19 protein-coding genes and 2 pseudogenes are annotated in these 22656 nt (G+C 66.6%); 8 read left to right on the top strand and 13 right to left on the bottom strand.

Annotation, left to right across the window (positions count from 1 at the left end; genetic code table 11):
• Positions 1-94: 94 nt before the first annotated feature.
• The 4 genes and pseudogenes from ATO4_RS12545 to ATO4_RS12530 all read right to left on the bottom strand — a co-directional run bounded on the left by ATO4_RS12545 (position 95) and on the right by ATO4_RS12530 (position 3965).
• On the bottom strand, positions 95-1780 hold the full coding sequence (locus ATO4_RS12545) for a bifunctional protein tyrosine phosphatase family protein/NAD(P)/FAD-dependent oxidoreductase (protein WP_083591861.1): 1686 nt from the start codon (positions 1778-1780) through the stop codon (positions 95-97).
• Positions 1781-2128: 348 nt separating this feature from the next.
• Positions 2129-2443 (bottom strand): annotated as a pseudogene (locus tag ATO4_RS28790) (metalloregulator ArsR/SmtB family transcription factor); the annotation flags it as partial.
• Positions 2440-3327, bottom strand: a complete 888-nt coding sequence (locus ATO4_RS12535) for an MBL fold metallo-hydrolase (protein ID WP_083591859.1) — start codon at positions 3325-3327, stop codon at positions 2440-2442. The gene ATO4_RS12535 and the pseudogene ATO4_RS28790, both read right to left, overlap by 4 nt.
• Positions 3324-3965, bottom strand: a complete 642-nt coding sequence (locus tag ATO4_RS12530) for a peroxiredoxin (RefSeq protein WP_083591858.1) — start codon at positions 3963-3965, stop codon at positions 3324-3326. The genes ATO4_RS12535 and ATO4_RS12530 overlap by 4 nt, the downstream gene beginning before the upstream one ends.
• A gap of 313 nt (positions 3966-4278) precedes the next feature.
• On the opposite strand from ATO4_RS12530, the gene ATO4_RS12525 reads away from it, so the two are divergent.
• The 3 genes from ATO4_RS12525 (at position 4279) to ATO4_RS12515 (ending at position 6123) form a co-directional block, all read left to right on the top strand.
• Entirely contained in the window at positions 4279-4917 is a 639-nt protein-coding gene (locus ATO4_RS12525) for a peroxiredoxin (RefSeq protein ID WP_083591857.1), read from the top strand.
• A gap of 76 nt (positions 4918-4993) precedes the next feature.
• A complete protein-coding gene (locus ATO4_RS12520) occupies positions 4994-5203 on the top strand; it encodes a DUF2892 domain-containing protein (protein ID WP_083591856.1) in 210 nt (69 codons plus the stop codon).
• A gap of 35 nt (positions 5204-5238) precedes the next feature.
• The gene (locus ATO4_RS12515) at positions 5239-6123 is read left to right on the top strand and encodes an MBL fold metallo-hydrolase (protein ID WP_083591855.1); all 885 of its coding nucleotides are present in this window, start codon (positions 5239-5241) and stop codon (positions 6121-6123) included.
• Positions 6124-6158: 35 nt separating this feature from the next.
• Here ATO4_RS12515 and ATO4_RS12510 read toward each other — a convergent pair whose 3' ends face one another.
• The 3 genes from ATO4_RS12510 to ATO4_RS12500 all read right to left on the bottom strand — a co-directional run bounded on the left by ATO4_RS12510 (position 6159) and on the right by ATO4_RS12500 (position 9845).
• The gene (locus ATO4_RS12510; RefSeq protein ID WP_083591854.1) at positions 6159-7016 is read right to left on the bottom strand and encodes an alpha/beta hydrolase; all 858 of its coding nucleotides are present in this window, start codon (positions 7014-7016) and stop codon (positions 6159-6161) included.
• Between the two features lie 148 nt (positions 7017-7164).
• Positions 7165-8628, bottom strand: a complete 1464-nt coding sequence (locus tag ATO4_RS12505) for an NAD-dependent succinate-semialdehyde dehydrogenase (protein WP_083591853.1) — start codon at positions 8626-8628, stop codon at positions 7165-7167.
• A 17-nt stretch (positions 8629-8645) separates the two neighbouring features.
• A complete protein-coding gene (locus ATO4_RS12500) occupies positions 8646-9845 on the bottom strand; it encodes an iron-containing alcohol dehydrogenase (protein ID WP_083591852.1) in 1200 nt (399 codons plus the stop codon).
• A 303-nt stretch (positions 9846-10148) separates the two neighbouring features.
• On the opposite strand from ATO4_RS12500, the gene ATO4_RS12495 reads away from it, so the two are divergent.
• The 5 genes and pseudogenes from ATO4_RS12495 to ATO4_RS12475 all read left to right on the top strand — a co-directional run bounded on the left by ATO4_RS12495 (position 10149) and on the right by ATO4_RS12475 (position 15061).
• Complete coding sequence (locus ATO4_RS12495; RefSeq protein WP_083591851.1) at positions 10149-10829, top strand: GntR family transcriptional regulator; 681 nt, start codon at positions 10149-10151, stop codon at positions 10827-10829.
• Positions 10826-12416 (top strand): annotated as a pseudogene (locus ATO4_RS12490) (sugar ABC transporter ATP-binding protein); the annotation flags it as partial. The gene ATO4_RS12495 and the pseudogene ATO4_RS12490, both read left to right, overlap by 4 nt.
• The gene (locus tag ATO4_RS12485) at positions 12391-13386 is read left to right on the top strand and encodes an ABC transporter permease (RefSeq protein WP_083591849.1); all 996 of its coding nucleotides are present in this window, start codon (positions 12391-12393) and stop codon (positions 13384-13386) included. The pseudogene ATO4_RS12490 and the gene ATO4_RS12485, both read left to right, overlap by 26 nt.
• A 36-nt stretch (positions 13387-13422) precedes the next feature.
• On the top strand, positions 13423-14397 hold the full coding sequence (locus ATO4_RS12480) for a substrate-binding domain-containing protein (RefSeq protein ID WP_083591848.1): 975 nt from the start codon (positions 13423-13425) through the stop codon (positions 14395-14397).
• A 76-nt stretch (positions 14398-14473) separates the two neighbouring features.
• Entirely contained in the window at positions 14474-15061 is a 588-nt protein-coding gene (locus ATO4_RS12475) for a DJ-1/PfpI family protein (protein WP_083591847.1), read from the top strand.
• A gap of 69 nt (positions 15062-15130) precedes the next feature.
• Here ATO4_RS12475 and ATO4_RS12470 read toward each other — a convergent pair whose 3' ends face one another.
• From ATO4_RS12470 to ATO4_RS12445, 6 genes are all read right to left on the bottom strand, one after another.
• The gene (locus ATO4_RS12470) at positions 15131-16195 is read right to left on the bottom strand and encodes a branched-chain amino acid ABC transporter permease (RefSeq protein ID WP_083591846.1); all 1065 of its coding nucleotides are present in this window, start codon (positions 16193-16195) and stop codon (positions 15131-15133) included.
• An 11-nt stretch (positions 16196-16206) separates the two neighbouring features.
• Positions 16207-17109 carry a branched-chain amino acid ABC transporter permease gene (locus tag ATO4_RS12465; protein WP_083591845.1) on the bottom strand — a complete coding sequence of 301 codons (903 nt, stop codon included), beginning with the start codon at positions 17107-17109 and terminating at the stop codon, positions 16207-16209.
• Positions 17102-17899: an ABC transporter ATP-binding protein gene (locus tag ATO4_RS12460; protein WP_083591844.1), complete on the bottom strand. Its 798-nt coding sequence runs from the start codon at positions 17897-17899 to the stop codon at positions 17102-17104. Before ATO4_RS12460 ends, ATO4_RS12465 begins: the two co-directional genes overlap by 8 nt.
• 34 nt (positions 17900-17933) lie before the next feature.
• Entirely contained in the window at positions 17934-18758 is an 825-nt protein-coding gene (locus tag ATO4_RS12455) for an ABC transporter ATP-binding protein (RefSeq protein ID WP_083591843.1), read from the bottom strand.
• A gap of 126 nt (positions 18759-18884) precedes the next feature.
• Entirely contained in the window at positions 18885-20216 is a 1332-nt protein-coding gene (locus ATO4_RS12450) for an ABC transporter substrate-binding protein (RefSeq protein ID WP_083591842.1), read from the bottom strand.
• A 487-nt stretch (positions 20217-20703) separates the two neighbouring features.
• A complete protein-coding gene (locus tag ATO4_RS12445) occupies positions 20704-22653 on the bottom strand; it encodes a cache domain-containing protein (protein WP_083591841.1) in 1950 nt (649 codons plus the stop codon).
• Positions 22654-22656: the final 3 nt, after the last annotated feature.

The following is a 22656-nucleotide window of genomic DNA, read 5'->3' as shown; positions in this document are numbered from 1 at the left end:
TGATGTTGGAAGGGAAGGCTCGCGTTGCCGGCAGGCCTCAGCTGGAAGCCGGCGATGCCGGGTGCCGGGTCGCCGGCCCGGCAGGCCGTCCCCGTCAGGCGGCCGGCGTCTTTTCGCGCTCGGGCCTCGCCATCGGCTCGCGGCCCTTCAGCATCGCCTGCCAGTAGACCGGCGGCAGGATCTTCTCCTTCAGCAGCCAGGCCGTCCTCGACGGTTTCAGGTCGTCGATGAACCACTTCGGAAAGCTCGGCACGCGCTTCCCGCCATAGGCGAACTCGGCCAGCACCACCTTGCCGCGCTCGACGGTGAGCGGGCAGGAGCCGTAGCCGTCGTAGATCGCCGGGCGCGGCTCGTCGATCAGGCCGAGATCGCGCAGGACGTTCTCGGCGACGACCGGTGCCTGCTTGCGGGCGGCGGCGGCCGTCTTGGCGTTGGGGGCGCTGATTGCGTCGCCGAGGCCGTAGACGTCGTGGTGGCGCACATGCCGGAGCGTCCACTGGTCGACCTCGAGCCAGCCGGCCTCGTTGGCGAGCGGCGAGACGCGCACGAAGTCCGGGGCCATCTGCGGCGGCACGACATGGATCATGTCGAAGCGGCGCTCGACGAGTTGCCGGTTGCCCTCGGGATCGGCGATCTCGAACCAGGCCGTCTTGGCCGGCCCGTCGATCCTCTTGAGATCGTGGCCGAAGGAGAGGTCGATGCCGTAGCGTTTCACATAGTCCATCAGCGCCGGGACGTAGTCCTTGACGCCGAACAGCACGCCACCGGCATTCAGGAACTCGGCCCTGGTGTTCTTCAGCGTGCCGCGCTGCTCCCACTCGTAGCAGGAAAGATACATCGCCTTCTGGGGCGCGCCGGCGCATTTGATCGGCATCGGCGGCTGGGTGAACAGCGCCGTTCCGCCGGACATCGACGTGACGAGTTCCCAGGTGTAGGGCGCAAGATCGTAGCGGTAGTTCGAGGTGACGCCGTTGCGCCCCAGCGTCTGTTCCAGCCCCTCGACGCCGTGCCAGTTCAGCTTGAGGCCGGGCGCGACGATCAGCTTCTTGTATTTGACGACCCGGCAGCCCTCGAGGATCACCGCATTGGCGTCGGGCTCGAAGGCCGCGACAGCCGCCCGGATCCACTTGACCCCCTCGGGGATCAGCGAGGCCATGTCCCGGCGCGTCTCCTCGGGCCGGAAGACACCGCCGCCGACCAGCGTCCAGCCGGGCTGGTAGTAGTGGATGTCGGCGGGATCGATGATGACGATGTCGAGATCGGCGATCCGGGCGCGCAGGCTGGCGGCGGCCGCGATGCCGCCGGCGCCGGCCCCGACGATGACGATGTCGTGGCTGATCTCGGCCGTGTCGGTCGGCACCTGGCCGCCATTGGCGATGCGGCGGGTGACGCCGGCCATGTCGTAGCCGGCGGCCCTGGCTTTGGCGAGAATGTCGGGGAGCGGGCGGCGGCCCGCCTCGCTCAGCGCCCAGAGCGTCGTCGAGCGGGTGCCCGAGCGGCAGAAGGCGAGGACCGGCTTCGGCAGTTCCTCCATCGCGGCGGCGAACCTTGCGGCGTCCTCGTCCGACACCTTGCCGGTCGCGACGGGGATGTAGCGGGCCTCCATTCCGGCGTCCCTGGCCGCCCGCTCGATCTCCGCGAAGGTCGGCTGGTCGGCGCCTTCGCCGTCCGGCCGGTTGTCGATGATCGACCGGAAGCCGGCGGCCTTCAGTCCTGCCATCTCGTCCGGGCGGACCTGATCGCGGACGGCGAGCTGGTCCGTCAGTCTCTTCGGATCCATTCTGGTATCCTCCCTTTTTTCTCGAGTTTCTGCCCGGCCGGTCCGGTCGGTGGCGGAGGCCCTGATCGCTGCTGATCGGCCGCACGACCGCCGCCCGCTCTCAAGAACCGGGCGATCGGTGGGTGACGCGTCGACGTCGAAACGCCTGTGCCCCCGCTTGCCGCTTCGTCAGCGCGGGGCGGTCTCGGGCGGGGTGCTTGCGTTCGGCCCGCTCCTTCGCGTCGCCGGCTCGTCGTTGTCGGCGGAAAGGAGGCCGACCCTGGCGAAGACGGCGGCGCCGAGAAACGGGCCGAGCGAGACGGGGCGCGGCGGCATCGCGGCCTTCACCGAAGCCGGAACACCCGCCGGACAGAACAGCGCGTGCAGCGTCTCGACCAGCCTTTCGGCCTTCGGATCGGCGAGGCGGTAGACGACGTTCTTCGCCTTCCGCCGCGGCTCGATGATCCCGGCATTGCGCAATTCGCCGAGCTGCTGGGACAGCGAAGGCTGGCGCAGGCCGAGCTCCTCCTCCATCTCGGCCACCGACATCTCGCCCTCCACCAGCCGGCAGACGATGAGGAGCCGGCTCGGATGGCCAAGGCGCTTCAGCAGCGTCACCGCATCCTCGATCGCCTCGGGCCGCGAGAGCGCCTCGAATGCCGTTTTCGGGCTCGGATCGCTCATCGGGCGTCGTCCCAGGCGGCGCCGGCGAGCCGGTCGAGCGGGATCTTCAGATAGCGTGTGCCGTTGGCCTCCGGCTCCGGCAGCCGCCCGCCCCGGGTGTTCACCTGCAGCGCCGCGAGGATCAGCTTGGGCATCGACAGCGTCTTGTCCCGGCCCTCGCGCAGTTCGACGAACTCCGCCTCGGTCGTGGCCCGCGTCAGATGAATGTTCTTCGCCTTCTGCTCGCCGATGGTCGATTCCCAGGCCGGCTCGCGGCCCCCCGGCTGGTAGTCGTGGCCGGTGAAGACGCGGACCGTGTCGGGCAGGGTGAGGATTTCCTGGATCGAATGCCACAGCGCCCTGGCGCTGCCGCCGGGAAAGTCGGCGCGGGCCGTGCCGCCGTCAGGCTGGAACAGCGTGTCGTGAACGAAGGCCGCGTCGCCGACGACATAGGTGATCGAGGCGAGGGTATGGCCCGGCGAGAACAGCACCCTGGCGTCGATCTCGCCGACCCTGAAGGTCTCGCCCGCGGCAAAGAGCTTGTCCCATTGCGAGCCGTCGGCGGGAAAGTCCGGCCAGTTGTAGATGTCCTTCCAGAGCGTCTGGACCTCGGTCACCTTTTCGCCGATCGCCGTCGGCGCGCCGGTCTTCGTCTTCAGATAATGCGCCGCCGAGAGGTGGTCGGCATGGGGATGGGTGTCGAGGATCCACTCGACGGTGAGACCCTGCGCCTCGACATAGGACAGGATCTCGTCGGCCGACAGCGTCGCCGTGGCGCCGGACTTGGGGTCGAAGTCGAGGACCGGATCGATGATCGCGGCACGCTTCGTCGCCGGGCAGTGGGCGACATATTGGACGGAAAAGGTGCGCGGATCGTAGAAACCCTTGACGATGGGGGTGGTCATTTCGAAACCTCCAGTTTCCGGGTACGGTAGAGCCAGTCGGAGACGCCGAGGCCGTCCTCGCGCGCCATGTCGGCGAAATCGATGATCTCGTCGCCCGGCTGCCAGCCTTCCGGCGTCGCGACGTCGTGACCGTCGGAGAGCTGTAGGGCCCGCACGGTGCGCAGGATCTCCGCGACCGAGCGCCCGGTCGACATCGGGTAGAAGCAGGACATCCGGACGATCCCCTGCGGATCGATGACGAAGAGGCCGCGCACCGTGGCGCTGGTGCCGGCGGCCGCGTCCAGCATGCCGAAGGCCCGAGCGATGGCCATCGACGGATCCTCGCAGACCGGGAAGGGGATCTTCAACGCAAACCGCTCCTCGATCGCCCGGACCCAGGCGAGGTGGGAGAACAGGCTGTCGACCGACAGCCCCAGAAGATCGCAGCCGATCGCGTCGAAATCCCTGGCCGCCCGGGCGAAGGCGACGAATTCCGAGGTGCAGACCGGGGTGAAGTCGGCCGGATGCGAGAAGAGCACCAGCCAGCGGCCGCGATAGTCCGACAGCGCCAGTTCGCCGCGCGTCGTGCGGCAGGAAAAGTCCGGCGCTGCGTCGCCGATCCGGGGCTGGAACGGCGCAAGGGGGTTGGGATGGCTCATGGGGTCTCCGTCTGCTTGAGTTGCAAAATATGCATATTACTGGCTCTTGTCAATATATGAAAATACCTATTATATGAGCGGAAGCCGACGAGGACGCGACAGGTGGCGGAGGTTTCGAGGAGCCTCAGCAGGTATGGTATACGTTTATGTATAATCACTGCTCTGAACCGCCCAGATCGGCGGTGGCGGCGCGTGGGTTCTGTCCCGGACGCAGCCGTCCTGCCGCATCGCCTCTCGCCCGTGCAGCCAGCCCTATCGCCAAAGCGGCATGCCGCTCAGGCGGAGCCATCGAGACCAGCGCAAGGAAACCGACATGTCCCTCAGGATCGGCGATACCGCCCCGGACTTCGAGATCGAGACGACGCAAGGCCCCATCCGCTTTCATCGGTGGGCTGGCGGCGCCTGGGTGTTCTTCTTCTCCCACCCGGCGGACTTCACCCCGGTCTGCACCACCGAGATGGGCCGAACGGCCCAGCTCGCGCCGGAGTTCAAGAAGCGCAACGTCAAGCCGCTCGGGCTGTCCACCGACAGCGTCAGCGAGCATCTCGCCTGGATCTCGGACGTCGAGGCCACCCAGAACACGACGCTCACATTTCCGATCGTCGCCGACAAGGACAGACAGGTCGCCGCTCTCTACGACATGATCCATCCGGGCGAGGACGATACGGCGACCATCCGCAGCGTCTTTCTCATCGATCCCGCCATGAAGATCCGCCTGACCATGGCCTATCCGATGACCGTCGGCCGGAACTTTTCGGAGATCCTGCGGGCGATCGATGCCCTGCAGCTCACCGACCGCATGACCGTCGCCTGTCCGGCGGACTGGCAGCCGGGCGACCGGGTGATCATCCGCAATTCGCTGTCGGACGAGCAGGCCAGGGACGAGTTCCCGCAGGGCTTCGAGACGCTGCGGCCGTATCTCAGGCTCACCGACGTCGGGTCCGGCGCCTGATCCACTGACGGCGGGACATTCGTCCCGCCGATCTTCATCGGCGGCGATCCGCCAAGATCCACCAAGGAGACGGACAATGGCAGTCAATATGGGCAAGCTCGACCGCGGCTTTCGGCTGGTGGTCGCCGCCGCACTGTTCTTCCTCGCCGCCGGCACGACCGTCGGCGACGGCACCTGGCTCGAATGGGCCTTTTACGGCTTCGGCGCCGTCGCGCTTCTGACCGCCCTCGTCGGCAACTGCCCGCTCTATTCGCTGCTCGGCATCAGGACCTGCCGCGTCGGCTGACATCGCCTTCAACGCAACAAGAGGAGGAACATGCCATGACCATTCCCGTCCATCTCGACGTGAAGCCGCAGGTGAAGGGATTCTTCGATCCGGCGACGAACACGATCAGCTATGTCGTCAAGGATCCGGCCTCGAAGGCCTGCGCCATCGTCGACAGCGTCATGGACATCGACTATGCGGCCGGCCGCATCAGCCACGCCCATGCCGACGCGATCATCGCTTACGTCAAGGCGCATGACCTGACGGTCGAGTGGCTGATCGAGACCCATGTCCATGCCGATCACCTGTCGGCGGCGCCCTATATCCAGCAGCGTCTCGGCGGCAGGCTCGGCATCGGCCGAAACATCACCGTCGTCCAGGAGACCTTCGGCAAGATCTTCAACGAGGGCACCGAGTTCCAGCGCGACGGCTCGCAGTTCGACCGGCTGTTCGACGACGGCGACACCTACAGCGTCGGCCAGATGGAATGCGTCGCGATCCACACGCCCGGCCACACGCCGGCCTGCATGACCCATGTGATGGGCGATGCCGCCTTCGTCGGCGACACGCTGTTCATGCCGGACGGCGGCTCGGCCCGGGCCGATTTTCCCGGCGGCGATGCCGCGACGCTCTACGATTCGATCCAGAAGGTGCTGGCGCTGCCCGACGCAACGCGGCTCTTCATGTGCCACGACTACGGCCCGAACGGCCGCGACATCCGCTGGGAGACCACCGTCGGCGAGGAGAAGGCCCACAACATCCATGTCGGCGGCGGCAAGACGAAGGAGGAGTTCGTCCGCTTCCGCACCGAGCGCGATGCGACGCTCGACATGCCGAAGCTGATCATCCCCTCGCTGCAGGTCAACATGAAGGCCGGCGCGCTGCCGGAACCCGAGAGCGACGGCAAGCGCTACCTGAAGGTGCCGATCGACGCGCTGTGATGGCGACGAGATCGCCACGGCCGGCTCCCGTCGTTTCAGGACGCGTCGCGGCGTCGGCCCGATGCCACGAGGTCGGCGAGGCGGCGGCCGAGGACGCCGTCGGCATCGGCGAGATCGAGCACGACGGTCATGTGGTTGAGGCCGGCGGCGGCGATGAGTTCGGCGTCCCCGGTCTCGTCCCGCAGGCGCCGGCCGAGTTCCCCTGCCTGCTCGCGAAACGGCGGGGTCTCCTCGGTCCCATAGGCGATGATGCGTCCTGGCCCCGCGTGCTGGGTCGAGGCGAGCGGCGACCATGCGGCGGCTTCGGCGTCGGTCATCTGCGCCTCCTGCTTCAGGAAGCTTCCCGGGATGCCGGAGAGGTCGTAGATCCCGCTCAGGAGCAGCAGTCCCTGGATGTCCGGCAGGAGAGGCGCGGCTTCTTCCCGCGGTCCCGTCGCGGCGAGATAGGAAGCGAGATGCGCCCCCGCCGAATGGCCGCTGACCGTGATGCGGGAGGGATCGGCGCCGAATTCGCCGGCATGACCCTCAAGCCAGAGGACCGCGCGGCGGACCTGGTCGACGAGCACCGGCAGCCGCTGCTGCGGCATCAGATCGTATTCGACCAGCGCCGCGATACCGCCTGCCGCAAGCACCGGCGCCGCGACAAGGCGGTAATCGGCCTTGTCGCCCGAGCGCCAGTAGCCGCCATGGACGAAGACGTGGAGCGGGGCACCGGACGCCGGATCCTGCGGAAGGACGAGGTCGATGGTCTCGCGCGGGCGCGGCCCATAGGCGATGTCGGCGAGCACCCTTTCGCCGGCGGCCAGCGCGCGACTGCGCGCCGAGAATTCCGCGGCGATGGCCTCGAAATCCGGGACGAAATCGCGGATGCGATAGGGATCGGTCTCGCTCATCTCTGCCTGAACCTCCTCACTTGGCCGTCTCGAAGCAACGGGCGGCAACGCGCCCGCCCGTCGCACGGGATCGCCCATGCTTTGCCGAGCCGGAGGCTCGGCGAAGCCGCGCTCCTGATCCGATGGTGGCTTCCAATGCCCATCGGTATCAGAATTCCAGCGCGTAGTACTTCGCCTCCATGAACTCCAGGATGCCGGTGACGCCGCCCTCGCGGCCGATGCCGCTCTGCTTGACGCCGCCGAAGGGGGCCGCCGGGTCCGACATCAGGCCGCGATTGATCCCGACCATGCCGGTCTCGATGCCCTTGCCGACCCTGAGGGCCCGCTTGAGATCGCCGGAATAGACATAGGCCGCGAGGCCGTATTCGGTCGTATTGGCCAGGCGAATGGCCTCCTCCTCGGTGGCGAAGCGATAGATGGCGGCAACCGGGCCGAAGATCTCCTCATGGGCGATCGCCGCGTCCACCGGCACGTTTTCGAGGACCGTCGGCGGGTAGAAAAAGCCGTCTCCCGGCAGCGGCGCGCCGCCGGTGGTCGCCCTGGCGCCGCGCTTCATTGCATCCGAGACGAGGTGATGGATCTTCGCGACGGCTTTCTGCGTGATCATCGGCCCGCACTGGGTGGCGGGATCGGAACCCGCGCCGACCTTCATCGCGGCCATGCGGGCCGTCAGCCCCTTCACGAAGGCGTCGTGGATGCCGGCCTGGACATAGAAGCGGTTGGCGGCGGTGCAGGCCTCGCCGGCATTGCGCATCTTGGCGATCATCGCGCCATCCAGCGCAGCGTCCAGATCGGCGTCGTCGAAGACCAGGAAGGGGGCGTTGCCGCCGAGCTCCATCGAACAGTTGACGACCGACTTGGCAGCCTCCGCCAGGAGAACCCGGCCGACGCCGGTGGAGCCGGTGAAGGAAAGCTTGCGCACCCGCGGATCCGCCAGCATGGCGGCGACCACCGGGCCGGGGTCGCGCGTGGTCAGGACGTTGACGACACCCGCCGGTACCCCCGCCTCCTCGCCGAGCCGGGCCATCGCATAGGCGGTCAGCGGCGTTTCGGAGGCGGGCTTGAGGATCACCGTGCAGCCCGCCGCAAGCGCCGGGCCGATCTTGCGCGTCGCCATCGCGGCGGGGAAATTCCACGGGGTGATCAGGACCGCGATGCCGATCGGCTCGTGATCGACCAGGATGCCGTGGGAGCCCGACGGCGTGTGCCGGAACTCGCCGGGGATTCTGGTCGCCTCCTCGGCATACCAGCGAAAGAACTCCGCCGCATAGGCGACCTCGCCGCGCGCATCGGTGAGCGCTTTGCCATTCTCGAGAGAAATCAGCCCCGCCAGTTCCTCGGCATGCTCGCTCATCAGCTGGAACCAGCGGCGCAGGATTTCCGAGCGCTGCCGCGGCGGCGTGGCGCGCCAGCCGGCGGCGGCGGCCTCGGCGGCGTCCACCGCCCGCATCGCGTCCTCGATCGAGGCGTTCGGGACGTCGGCGATGGTCTGGCCCGTCGCGGGATCGACGACCGGAATGCCGGCGCCCGGCTCCCGCCGGCCGCCGATGAAGAGTCCCTGGGCGTGAAGCGCCGGATCGGCGTAGCTCGAAGTGGCGGTGTGAATGGTCATGATCGTCTCCTTCGAGATCAGTTCAGCGCGCTGCGGTCGCCGGCATAGGCGGCCGCGACGAGGCGGTTCATGTCGTCCCGGTCGAGGGGGCGGGGATTGTTCTGGATCAGCCGGGCGATGCCGCAGCTCTGCTCGGCGACCCAGTCGAGGCGGTCTTCGGCCAGGCCGAGATCTTTCAGCGTCGGTGGAATGCCGATCCGCTCGAACAGGGCGGCGATGGCCGGGATTACCGCACCGCCGCCGGAAACTCCCATCGCTTCGGCAATCTCGCCGAGTTCGGCTGCGATGGTGGGCGCGTTCCACTGCATGACGTAGGGCATGAGGCAGGCGACGCCGGCGCCATGGGGCGTGTGGGTGAGGGCGCCGACGGGGTACTGGATGGCATGGGCGGCCGCCGTGCCGGCGACGCCGAAGGCGAGACCGGCGAGCGTCGCCCCCAGCATCACCCTTTCGCGCGCCTCGCGGTCGGCCCCATCCCGGCAGGCCGCCTCGAGCCCCTGCCAGAGGAGGGCGATGGCGCGCAGCGCGAAGTGGTCGGACAAGGCATTCTTGCCGACGAAGACCCGCTCCTGCGCGATGCCCGGCACCGGATCGCGGCGGATCGCGGTGAAGGCCTCGATCGCATGGGTCAGCGCATCGGCCCCGGCGATCGCCGTCAGGCCCGGCGGGCAGGTTGCGGTGAGATCCGGGTCGCAGATCGACGCCGTGGGAACGAGATAGGGGCTGGAGATGCCGACCTTCAGGCTGCGCTCGGTGTCGGACAGGACGGCGACCGGCGTCACCTCCGAGCCGGTTCCGGCGGTGGTGGGGATGACAATCAGCGGCAGCACCGGGCCGGGAACCTTGTGCTCGCCGTAATAGTCCTGCGGCCGGCCGCCATGGGCCAAAAGCACCGCGACGCATTTCGCCATGTCGAGGCAGGAGCCGCCGCCGATGCCGATGACGAGGTCGGGCGCAAAGTCGCGCGCGGCATCGGCGCTGGCCAGCGCCAATTCGACCGGAACGTCGGGCAGGACCGAGCCGTCCACCGCCACCGCGATCCCCTGTTCTTCGAGCTGCGCCACCATCGCCAGGAACTCCGGGTCGCCCGTCAGCCGCGCGTCGCTGACGACCAGGGCGCGGCGCCCGAGCTTGGCGGCGATCCGGCCGAGGCTGTGGCGCTGGCCGGCGCCGAAGACGAGTTCGCGCGGGGCCCTGATCGTGCCGAACAGGTTCATCTCATGGTTTCCTTTCGATGGTCCGAGGCCGCTGCAAGGGCCTGCAGATCCTGGAGAAGCGTCGGGCATGTCGCTGCCCGGCGGTGAATGCGTCTGCCGCGGACCGGCATCATCCTCGGCATCGACCGGGCCTGAACCCGGCGGGCCCTTCGAACGGGACGGGGATATCTCCCGGGTGCAGGCATGGGCCTCATGCGGTGATCCGATATCAAATCGTATATGATAATGTATTTGACATCTGATATCCTCTGGTACAGGCTGCTCGCTGTCAAGGTGGCCGGGAAGGGATGGGCGCAGGTGAGAATGGCGACGGAGCGAGACGGTACGTCGGCCGCAATTCGTCCCCCCAGCGTGGTGGACGGGGTCTATGACCGCATCTACCACCAGCTGATGTCGCTCGAGGTCGCGCCGGGCTCGCGCATTCCGATCGACACCATCGCCCGCGAGTTCGGCGTGTCGCAGACCCCCGTCCGCGAGGCGCTGAGCCGCCTGGAGCGTGAGGGGCTGGTGCGCAAGGAGCATCTGATCGGCTACAGCGCCGCGCCGCAGCTGACCCGCAAGCAGTTCGACGACCTCTATACGTTCCGCCTGCTGCTCGAGCCGGAAGGTTCGCGTCTCGCCACCCGCAACCTGACGCCGGAGAGCCTGCAGGCTCTCGAAAGCGTCGCCGCCGACATGGATGGCGGCGAGGCGCCGCTCGATCGGCGCACGCGCTATTCGCGCTTTGCCCGCGCCGACGCGCATTTCCACGACGAGATCCTGCGGATCGCCGGCAACGAGGTGATCCGCACGACGCTCTACAACCAGCACGTCCATCTTCACATCTTCAGGCTGATGTTCAACAGCCGCGTCACCCAGGAGGCGCTGGAGGAGCACGAGGATCTTCTGACGGCCTTTCGCGCCGGCGACGCCGATGCCGCCGCAAAGGCGATGGCGAACCACATCGAGCGCTCGCGCGATCGCCTGCTCGCGGCGTTCGAATGATCGCCGCCCCGATCCCTGCACCGCTCCCCGCCCCGAACTCGGCTGCGCCCCGGCCGGCCGTGATGCAGGCCGAAGGCCTCGGCAAGACCTACGGGTCGATCACCGTCCTGTCCGACGTGACGATCGACATCCTGCCGGGCGAGGTCCATGCGGTGATCGGCGAGAACGGCGCCGGCAAGTCCACCCTGATGAAGCTTCTGTCGGGCCATGCGCGCCCGACGGCGGGCCATCTCATGGTCGACGGCGTGCCGATCGACTTCGCCGATGCGGCCGAGGCCGAGGCGGCGGGCATCGTTCTCGTCCACCAGGAGATCCTGCTGGCAGCCGATCTGACGGTCGCCGAAAACGTCTTCCTCGGTCGCGAACTCGGCCGCGGCTGGCTCGCCGACGACCGGGCGATGGACCGTCGCACCGCGGCCGTCCTGGCGCGGGTCGGATCCACCGCCCATCCGCGCGCCCGCGTCGGCGACCTGCCCCTGGCGCAGCGCCAGCTGGTGCAGATCGCCCGGGCGCTCTTGGAGGAGCGCAAGGTCGTCATCCTCGACGAGCCGACCGCCGTCCTTGCCAATGACGAGGTCGCGGCCCTCCTCGACATCGTCCGGAGCCTGCGCGAGCACGGCGTCGGCGTCCTCTACATTTCCCACCGTCTGGACGAGGTCCAGGCGCTGGCCGACCGGATCACGGTGCTGCGCGACGGGCGGATGATCGGCACCTGGCCGGCATCCGAACTCGGCCAGCGCGAGATGGCCGAGCTGATGGTCGGGCGCGAACTGTCGATGCTCTATCCGCGCAAGCGCGATGCCGTCGCGGCCGCGCCGATCCTCGAGGTCGCCGATCTTTCGGTCGATCACGGCGCGGCGAAGGCGTCCTTCGCGTTGAGGCCCGGCGAGGTTCTCGGCATCGGCGGAATGATCGGGTCAGGCCGGACCGAGCTGATGGAAGGGCTGATGGGCCTGCGCCCGTCCCATGCGAGCAGGGTCGTCGTGAACGGCCAGGAAATCGCCCATCGCAGCGTCACCGCGATGATGAAGGCCGGGCTCGTCTATCTGACGGAAGACCGCAAGGGAAAGGGCCTGCTGCTCGACGAGGAGCTGGCGCCGAACCTGACGCTGCAGGCGCTCGACGCGGTCAATCCCGGTGTCCTGCTGCATCGCCGCCCCGAAGCAGCCGTGCTCGAAAAGGCGGTGCGGGAGTATGACATCCGCGTCAGGTCCCTGACGCTGCAGGCCGGCAAGCTGTCCGGCGGCAACCAGCAGAAGCTGCTTCTGGCCAAGGTCATGATGGCCAGACCGTCCATCGTCATCATCGACGAGCCGACGCGCGGCATCGACATCGGCAACAAGAGCCAGATCTACGGCTTCATCGACAGGATGGTGCGGGCCGGCATGGCCTGCATCGTCATCTCCTCCGAAATGCAGGAACTCGTCGGCATCGCCGACCGGGTGCTGGTGATGCGGGCAGGGAGGATCGTCGCCGAACTCACCGGCGAAGCCATCACCGAACAGAACGTCGTCTATGCGGCGACCAGCGGCAGGCATGAGAGCGAGGGCAGGGCACCGGGATGACCGCAACGACAACCACCGTCGCGGCCGTGAAGGAAGGCCGCCGCATCCGTCTGGGCGACCTTGCGCCCTTCATCGCCCTGGCGGTGATCATCGTCCTCGGCGCGCTGATCAACCAGAACTTCGTCTCGTCGGCGAACCTTCTGAACGTCGCCACGAGAAGCGCCTTCATCGCGATCATCGCCGTCGGCGCCACCTTCGTCATCGCCTCCGGCGGCCTGGATCTCTCCGTCGGCTCGATGATGGCCTTCGTCACCGGCATCATGATCATGACGATGAACGCGCTCGCCCCGGCGCTGGGCGACTGGGCGATCGCCGCGGGGGCCGGCACGGCGCTGATCGTCGGCATGCTCTGCGGCCTGTTCAACGGCGTGATCGTGACGGTCGGGCGGATCGAGCCGTTCATCGTGACGCTCGGCACCATGGGGATCTTCCGGGCCTTCATCACCTTCATGACGGATGGCGGTTCGCTGCCGATCGACAGGAGCCTGCGGGAGGCCTACCGGCCGGTCTATTTCGGCGATTTCCTCGGCATTCCCTATCCGATCCTGATCACGCTGGCCGTCGTGCTCCTCGGCGCCTTCCTGCTCTACCGCACGAAATACGGGCGCCGCCTGACCTCGGCGGGCTCCAACGCCGACGTCGCGCGCTTCTCCGGCGTCAATGTCGGGGGCATGCGCACCAGCGCCTACGTCATTCAGGGCTTCTGCGTGGCCGTGGCCGCGATCTGCTACGTGCCGCGCCTCGGCGCCGCGACGCCGACGACGGGCCAGCTCTGGGAATTGCAGGTCATCACCGCCGTGGTGATCGGCGGAACGCTCTTGCGGGGAGGCAAGGGCCGGGTCTGGGGCTCCGTGGCCGGGGCGCTGATCCTCGAGATCATCGCCAATGTGATGGTCCTGTCGGACCTGGTCTCGGAATATCTCGTGGCTGCGGTGCAGGGGGCGATCATCATCATCGCCATGCTGGCGCACCGTTTCACCAGCAGCCGCTGACAGCCGACAATCAAGATCAACAGAGGAGGAATCCCCATGAGAATGTTCAACGAAACGAGCCGGATGGTGCTGTCGGCGGTGGCGCTCGCCTGCGCCCTGCCGCTCGGCCTCGGCCACGCCATCGCCCAGGAGCGCGACGTGAAGATCGCCGTGTCGATCCCGGCGGCGACCCATGGCTGGACCGGCGGCGTCGTCTATCACGCCGAGCAGGCGGAGAAGGAGATCGAGGCGGCGTACCCGAACATCGACGTCATCGTCTCGACCGCCTCCTCGGCCACCGCCCAGGTCTCCTCGCTGGAAGACCTTTCTGCGACCCAGCAGCTCGCCGCCCTCGTCATCCTGCCCTTCACCTCGGAGGAGCTGACCGGCCCCGTGGAACAGGTCAAGTCGAAGGGGACCTTCATCACCGTGGTGGATCGCGGCCTGACCGACCCGGCGATCCAGGACCTCTATGTCGCCGGCGACAACATCGCCGTCGGCGCCAACACCGCCCGCTGGCTCAGCGACCAGCTGGGCGGCAAGGGCGAGATCGTCGTTTTGCGCGGCATCCCGACCGTCATCGACGACGAGCGCATCAAGGGCTTCTCCGACGTCATCGCGGAGACCGACATCAAGATCCTCGACATCCAGTATGCCAACTGGAACCAGGACGAGGCCTTCACCCTGATGCAGGACTATCTCGCCAAATATCCCAAGATCGACGCGGTGTGGGCGAATGACGACGACATGCTGCTCGGCGTCATCGAGGCCGTGGACCAGGCCGGCCGCAAGGACATCCGCTTCGCGCTCGGCGGCAACGGCATGAAGCAGGTGATCGAGATGGTGAAGAAGGGCGACGAGCGGACGCCGATCTCGACGCCCTATCCGCCGTCGATGATCAAGTCGGCCATCTACATGACCGCCGGCCAGTTCGCCGGCCAGGCGCCGATGCGCGGCTCGTTCAAGCTGGACGCGCCGCTGATCACCCCCGAGAACGCCGACCAGTTCTACTTCCCGGACTCGCCGTTCTGATCCCTGTCTTGAGCTTCATGGCGGCCGGCGCGAGCCGGCCGCCATTCTTCGACACAACGCCAGGAGGAACTCTTCGATGAGTGGCAAGAAAATTCTGATGCTGACCGGTGAATTCACCGAGGAATACGAGATCTTCGTCTTCCAGCAGGGGATGGAGGCGGTGGGTCACACGGTCCACGTCGTCTGCCCGGACAAGAAGGCCGGCGACCGCATCAAGACGTCGCTGCACGACTTCGAGGGCGACCAGACCTATACCGAGAAGCTCGGCCATTACGCCGACATCAACAAGACCTTCGCCGAGGTGAATGTCGACGAATACGACGCGGTCTATGCCGCCGGCGGCCGCGGCCCGGAATATATCCGCACCGACAAGCGGGTGCAGAACATCGTCCGCCACTTCCACGAGACCGGCAAGCCGATCTTCACGATCTGCCACGGCGTGCAGATCCTGATGGCGGTGCCGGGCGTCCTGAAGGGCAAGAAGGTCGGCGGCCTCGGCGCCTGCGAACCCGAGGTCACGGCGGTCGGGGGCATCTATGTCGACCTCAGCCCGACCGAAGCCTATGTCGACGGCAACATGGTCTCGGCCAAGGGCTGGACCGCGCTCGCCGCCTTCATGCGCGAATGCCTGAACGTCCTCGGCACGAAGATCGTCCACGGCTGAGCGACATCGCGGCGAGGCGCAAGGGCCGCTCCGGCACCTTGCGCCTCGAACCCCATTCCCTTACGGCCCTCAGGTCGTCTGCGTCTTTGGAAGCGTCGCCTTCGGTGCGCGCTTGAATTGGAAGCGCTGCTTCACGTTCTCCCACAGCTTGGTCATGCCGAGCGGCTCGTAGATCATGAAGACGATGATCAGCGCGCCGAACACGACCTGTTCCGCCGCCGAGATGATGGTGGCGTCGATCGCGCCGTGGAAGACGTTGTTGCCGAGGCTGTTCAAGACGACCGGGAACAGAAGGATGAAGGCGGCGCCGATGAAGGCGCCGCTGATCGTGCCGAGGCCGCCGAGGATCACCATGAACAGGATCTTGAACGAGAGCTTGATGTCGAAGGCGACGGGTTCGAGCGACTTCAGATAGGTGAAGGCGAACAGCGCCCCGGCGACGCCGCAGAAGAAGGCGGAGATGGCGAAGGCCTGGAGCTTGGTGCGCAGCAGCGAGATGCCCATCGATTCCGCGGCGATGTCCATGTCGCGCACGGCCATCCAGCTTCGCCCCGTACTGCCCCTCGTCATGTTGATGGCGAGGATCGTCAGCACCGCGACGACCACCACGACCACCAGATACATTTCCAGCGGCGTGGTGAAGGGCTTGCCGAAGATCACGATGTCCTGCGCCGTGATGATGCCGGAGGTGTCGTAGTTCTTGAACCAGCCGAACTTGTCGATCATCCAGACGATGAAGAACTGCGAGGCCAGCGTCGCGACCATGAGGTAGATGCCTCGGACCCGCAGGCTGGGCAGCCCGAACAGGACGCCGAAGGCCGCCGCGATCAGGCCCGAGAGCACCAGCGCCACCGGAAACGGCATGTAGGGCACGCGCAGGATCAGGTTGAAGCAGGCGAAGGCGCCGGCCGCCATGAAGCCCGCGGCCCCGAGCGCCAGCTGGCCGGCATAGCCCATGACGATCTGCTGTCCGACCGCCGCGAGCGCCAGGCAGAGCCACGGGATCAGGATCGACGCGTACCAGTAGTCCGACTCGATGGTCAGCGGGATGACGATCAGGGCCACCGCCAGGGCGACGACGAGATTGGTCACGTCGCTGCGCGTATAACCCATGAAGAGGATGTTCGAATTCATGTGCCGCTATCCTATACGCGCCTGATGATCTTCTCGCCGAACAGGCCTTCGGGTCGCCACAACAGGAAGAAGATCGCCAGGACGTACGGCGCCCAACCTTCGATCGCGCCGCCGAAATACGGCCCGACATAGACTTCCAGCACTTTCTCGGAGGCCCCGATGATCAGTCCGCCGACGATGGCGCCCGGGATCGACGAGAAGCCGCCGATGATCAGCACCGGAAGCGCCTTGAGGGCGAGGTCGACCAGCGCGAACTGCACGCCGGCGCGCGCCCCCCACATCATGCCGGCGACGAGCGCGACGATCCCGGCCGCGGTCCAGACCAGCAGCATGATGTTGCCGAGGGGGATGCCGATCGAGCTGGCCGCGCCCGGATCGTCCGCGACGGCGCGAAGGCCGAGCCCCATCTTGGTGTATTTGAAGATCAGGGCCAGACCGGTGATGAGAACGGCGGCGACGAGGCCCGCCGTGAGATCGAGGGCGCTGATGAACAGGCCGGTGCTGTCGATGATCCAGGGGATCGGAAAGTCGCCGATGCCGAGGTCGAGCCGCCGGACTTCCACCCCCCAGGCGGCCTGTGCGAGGCCCTCCAGCACGAAGCCGAGGCCGATGGTCGCCATCAGCAGTGTGTCTTCGCTCTGGTTCATCAGCGGTTTCAGGACCAGCCGCTCGGTGAAGAACCCCACCAGCCCCATCAGGACGATGGTGACGAAGAAGGCCGCGACGAATGGCAGCCCCAGCTCCATGAAGCCGACGAAGGCGAGGACGGCGAAGAACACCATCGCCCCTTGCGCGAAGTTGAACGTCGACGAGGCCTTGTAGATCAGGACGAAGCCGAGGGCGACGAGCGAGTACATCGTGCCCGCGAGCAGCCCGGCGACCACGACTTCGATGAAGAAGAGAAGATCAGTCATGGGCCACCCCGAGATAGGCGTCGATCACGGCCTGGTCGGCCCGGACCTTGTCGGGCGGCCCGTCGCCGATGACCTTGCCGTAGTCGAGCACGACGACGTTGTCGGAAATGTCCATGACGACCCCCATGTCGTGCTCGATCAGCACCATGGTCGTGCCGAACGCGTCGTTGACCTTGAGGATGAACCGGCACATGTCGCGCTTCTCCTCGACGTTCATGCCCGCCATCGGCTCGTCGAGAAGGAGAATGTCGGCTTCGGTGGCGAGCGCCCGGCCGAGCTCCACCTTCTTCTGCAGGCCGTAGGGGAGCCGGCCGACCGGCGTGTCGCGGATGTGGCTGATCTCGAGAAACTCGACGATCTCCTCGCACTTGGCGCGGTTTTCCCGTTCCTCGCGTGACGCCTTGGGCAGCCGGAAGGCGACCTCGAGGAAATTCGCCGACATGTGCAGCTTGCGACCGACGAGGATGTTGTCGAGGACCGACATGCGCTTGAACAGGGCAAGGTTCTGGAACGTCCGGGAGAGGCCCTTTCTTGCAACAATATTCGGGCTGATCTTGTCGAGCACCTGACCGTTCAGGGCGATCGTGCCTTCCTGCGGCTTGTAGATGCCATTGATGCAGTTGAGCAGCGAGCTCTTGCCGGCGCCGTTGGGGCCGATGATGGCCCGGATCTCGTGCCTGAAGACGTTGAAGGACGTATCGGTGATCGCCCGCACGCCGCCGAAGCGCAGCGAAATGTTCTTCACTTCCAGGATGGGGTCGCCAATCGGAAAGCGTCTGGCCTCGAGCATGTCTTTCGGTCTCTTCCTCTGATGGCGCGACAGCCTAGGCTTGATGCAGATCGGGATGCACGGCGCTTTCTCTTCTCAGGACGTCGCGAAAATTCTTCCGGCCCTCCTTGGAGACGCCGAGATAGAGATCCTTGACCTTCTCGTCGCTGAGGAGGCTCTGGGCGGTCCCGTGCAGCATCACGTGGCCGGTTTCGATGATGTATCCGTAGTGGGCGTTGCGCAGCGCGACGTTGGTGTTCTGCTCGGCGAGCAGGATGCTCACGCCCTCCTTCTGGTTGAGCGCGTTGACGATGTTGAAGATCTCGGCCACCAGCTGCGGCGCGAGGCCCATCGACGGCTCGTCGAGAAGCAGCATCTTGGGCTTGGCCATCATCGCGCGCGCGACGGCCACCATCTGCTGCTCGCCGCCCGAGGTGAAGCCGGCCTGGCTCTTGCGGCGCTCTCTCAGGCGCTTGAAATAGGTGTAGATCTTCTCGAGCTCGTTGCGGATTTCGGCCTTGGAAAGCTTGCGGGAATACGCTCCCGCAATGATGTTTTCCTCGACGGTCAGATGCGCAAAGCAGCGCCTTCCCTCGAGCACCTGGACCATGCCGAGGCGAACCATGTCGGCCGGACCCTGATCTTTGACCGGTTTGCCCTCGTAGGTGATCGTACCCCTGGTCACCATGCCGCGTTCGGAGGCCAGCATCGTCGAGACCGCCTTCAGGGTGGTGCTCTTGCCGGCGCCGTTGCCGCCGAGAAGCGCCACGATCTTGCCCCGCGGCACCGCGAGCGACACGTCGTGCACGGCGGCGATGACGCCGTCATAGACGACCTCGATCGCGTCGATTTCCAGGATGTTTTCTGTGCTCGCGGTCATCGGTTCCTTGCCATCTGTGGTCTTGCGCCCCCCGGCGCGGCCGGCGCGGCCGGCATCAGCCTGCGGCCGTCGCGGGCCCACTTGCATGGGCCTGCGACGTCGCCGCCTCTTCCCTGCGCAGTCGCGTCAGGAGCAGCTCTTGGGGGTGATGTTGTTTTCGCTGGCGAACTTGGCCGCGGACTCCTCCACCAGCTGGCGGATATAGCCGGGGTCGAGCGGGGCTTCCCAGCCGGTGATCTGCTCGAACTTCTCGCCGTTCCACTGCATCACGGCGAACTTGCCCGCGCCTTCGTGGTTGTCACACGAGATGGCGAAGGGCGCGATCATCCCCTTGATGCCGATTTCCCCGAGGCGCTCCTCGGTCATGTTGAGTGCTTCGTAGCCGTCCCGGAATTCGGGCCCGGTGACCGCCTTGCCGACCTTGCCGTGCATCTCCTGGGCGTTCTTCAGCGCCTCGACCCACATCACCGCCGCGCCGAGACCGCGGTTCCAGTAGACCGACCCGATGCGGCTCTGATCCGACAAATTGCCCTTGCCGGCTCCATAGACCTGATCCTTGATCGCCTTGACGAGCGGATAGTCCTGGCCGGGCAGGGCATTGGCCATGGCATAGGTGCCGAGGGCGGCGTCGCCGGCAGGAAACATGTCTTCCTCGGCCGCGCCGAAGGTCACGTACATCATGCGGTTGCGGGGAAAGCCGACGCGAGCCGCATTGGTCATCGCAGTCGAGTTCATGCCGGAACCGGCGCCCCAGAAGGTGACCCAGTCGGGCCGTTCGCGGCGGATCTGCAGCCACTGCGACTGCTGTTCCAGGCCGGGCGGCGGCACGGAAATCTCGACCAGGGTCACGCCCCAGTCCTCGGCGATCTTGCGCATGGCGGGCAGCGGCTCGCGCCCATAGGCGGAATCGATGTGAAGGTGCACGATCTTCTTGCCCCTCATGTTCTCGACGCCGCCTTCCTGCTCGGCCATGAACTTCATCTTGACGGCGATCTGCGACCAGTAGTGGCTGGCGGCGTTGAACACCCACGGCCAGACCCTGCCATCCGCCGCGTCGGTCCTGCCGTAGCCATATTGGGCGAGAACGACGTTGTCCTCGGCCATCCGGTTGATCACGGCATAGGCGCCGGGCGTTCCGAGCGTGTCGAACACGACGATCCGCTGGCCGTCCTTTTCCAGAAGGCGCTGGTAGCACTCGACGGTCTTGACCGCGTTGTACTCGGTCTCGCACTCCTGCCAGGTCAGCATGACGCCGTTCACGCCGCCGTTCATGTTGACGTAGTTCATGTAGTCGATCTGCGCGCCGTAATAGCCGGTGCCCATGGCGGAATACGGCCCGACCCGGCTGCTGGCCACGGGGAAATACTGCGTTTCCTGCGCGGCTGCCGGTATTGCGGTGGCCGATACTGCCGCCAGGGCGACGGCAGCTGCCGCGAGATGCATGTGTCTCCGGAACATTCTTTTTCCTCCCTTTGGCTTCTTTTTTCTTGATCGGCACGCGTTGCTCGGTGCGACCATCGCGGTGTAGTCCGGACTTCGCCGGGCGGTCGATCTGCATGCGTCGTCGGGTGCCGCGGTGTCGCGCATCCGATGTCGTTCCTGGCCCGGAAGGATCATCCGGTCGCCTGCAGGACCCGGCTCTCGCCACGAACGAGGCTGCTCCCGGACGGTCCGTCACGCGCGACCTCCCTGCCGGAAAGGCTCGGCTTAAATCTCCCCATCCCCGCGGATCGCCTGATCGGGCGCCGCCGCCCTCCCATACGTAACTGAGGAGTATTGCTAGGATTGAAGCTTGCAACCTGTCAACTATTTAATCTTTAAAATCAAAGCATTGGGGATATTGTGCAAGTCCAATAAAGGTCAGAATGTCGACGGCCCGATAAAAATTCTCTCCAGTCCGAGACAAAATGTCCACCTCCTGCGCGCGATTCCGTCCCTCGTCGGACTAAATGTCCGCTGCCGGAAACCACACGGTGAAGGTGGCTCCCTCGCCGGGGGCGCTGCGGACGCTGATCAGCCCTCCGGCGCGCGTCACCAGCGCCTGGCTGATCGACAGGCCCAGTCCCGATCCGGTGCCGAGCTTGGTCGTCATGAAGGGGTCGAAGACGTTGTCGATCTTGTCGGGCGGAATGCCGGGACCGGTGTCCTCGACGACGATCTCGCAGCCGGCGATGCCGCCCTGCACGGCCGGCCGCGTCCGGATCGTCAGCGTCCCGCCCGCGCCCATCGCCTGCGTGGCGTTGATGACGAGATTGACCATCACCTGCTGCAGCTCGGTCTCGACGACCCTGAAGCTCGGGGCCAGGCTGTGCTCCACTCGCGTCTCGATCGCGTGCTTGCGCAGATCCGGCGCAACCAGGATCAGCGCGTCGTCGACGGCCCGGGCGGCGTCCACCTGGGACATCGCGTCGGACATTTCGTCGGGGCGGGTGAAGTTCAGGAGCTTGCCGACGATGATGTTGATGCGATGCGTCTGGGTATCGATGAAATCCAATTCGCTCTTGAGTTCCGCTTGCTGCTCGGGCGACAGCCGCATGCGGATGACTTCGAGGTTGCCCTGGATGATCGCGACGGGATTGTTGATCTCATGGGCGACGCCCGCGGTGATCTCGCCGACCGAAGCGAGCTTCTCGGACATGACCAGTTGCGCGAAGGTGGTCTCGAGCTTGCGATTGGCCTCCTTCAGCTCGTCGGTGCGCCGTTCCACGAGCTCGTTGAGGTTGTTGGCATAGTCGCGCAGCGCGGCGTCGCGCTCCTCCACCTGGTCGAGCAGGCGGTCGAGATGGCGGGCCACCGCGCCGATCTCGTCGTTGCCGGAGACGGCGCCGATCCGCGCGTCGAAGGCTCCGGCCTCCACATGCGCCATGGTGGCCGTCATCTTTTCCAGGGGCGCGAAGATGCCCCTCGCGAGCCACAGGAACAGCGGCACCGACAGCCCGATCACCGCGACGAAGGCGAGGATCAGCGTCAGGATCGTCGCGTTCCGCTGGGCGGTGAACGGCGCTTCGAGGAATCCGGTGTAGAGCATGCCGATCCGGTTGCCGGAAATGTCGGCGAGGGGAACGTAGCCGGAGATGTACCAGTCGTTGACGACGAAGGCGCGGTCGAGCCAGGTCTCGCCGTCCTCCATCACCCGCCGCCAGACGGCCTCCGAAACCCGGGTGCCGAGCGCGCGCGAGCCTTCGAACAGCCGGACATTGGTGGAGATCCGGACGTCCTCGAGGAACAGCGTCGTCGTGCCGGTGCGCGAGACCTCACCCGCCTCGTCGCGGTAGACGAGCGCGTTCATGGTGTCGATGACATCGAGATTGCGGTTCAGGAGCCGGCCGCCGATCAACATCTCGCCGCTGTCGGCGGAGCGGTGCGCCGCCAGGATGAACATGCCCCGGCTTTCCACGTCGCGGGCGATCGGCCGCGCCGCTTCGGTCGGGACCAGCGGGATCGCCGCCAGCTCGTCGAGAGAGGGCGAGATCACCGACATCTCCGCGGCGCCGAGGAGCACCAGCTCGGCGATCGGCGCGTTCGGCGTTGCGGCGAGGGCCACTTCGCGGGCCGCCTGGGGCAGGCCGGTGTCGGTCACGGCGCCCCAGACCATGAAATCCAGCCCGAGGGCAGTGCGCTTGCGCTCGACGAATTCGGCGAGCGCGATCTCGCCGCGCGACTTCGCCTCGTGAAAATCCACCGACTGGGCCACCGCCGCCACCTCGGCGGCGAGGGTGGCGGTGATCCGGCCGAAATACTGCTCGGCGACGCGCAGGTCGCTGCCCACCTTGGCGATCAGAAGGTCGTCGTACTTGTTGATCCAGCGCAGCATCGTCACGCCGAGCAGCAGCGGCAGGAGGACGATCAGCGGCAGGAGGGCGATGGCGAGCAGTTGCAGCCGCACCGAGTGCATCGG

The sequence above is a fragment of the Aurantimonas sp. 22II-16-19i genome (assembly GCF_002088275.1).
GTDB lineage: Bacteria > Pseudomonadota > Alphaproteobacteria > Rhizobiales > Rhizobiaceae > Jiella.
This window is presented reverse-complemented; position numbering and strand designations above follow the sequence as displayed.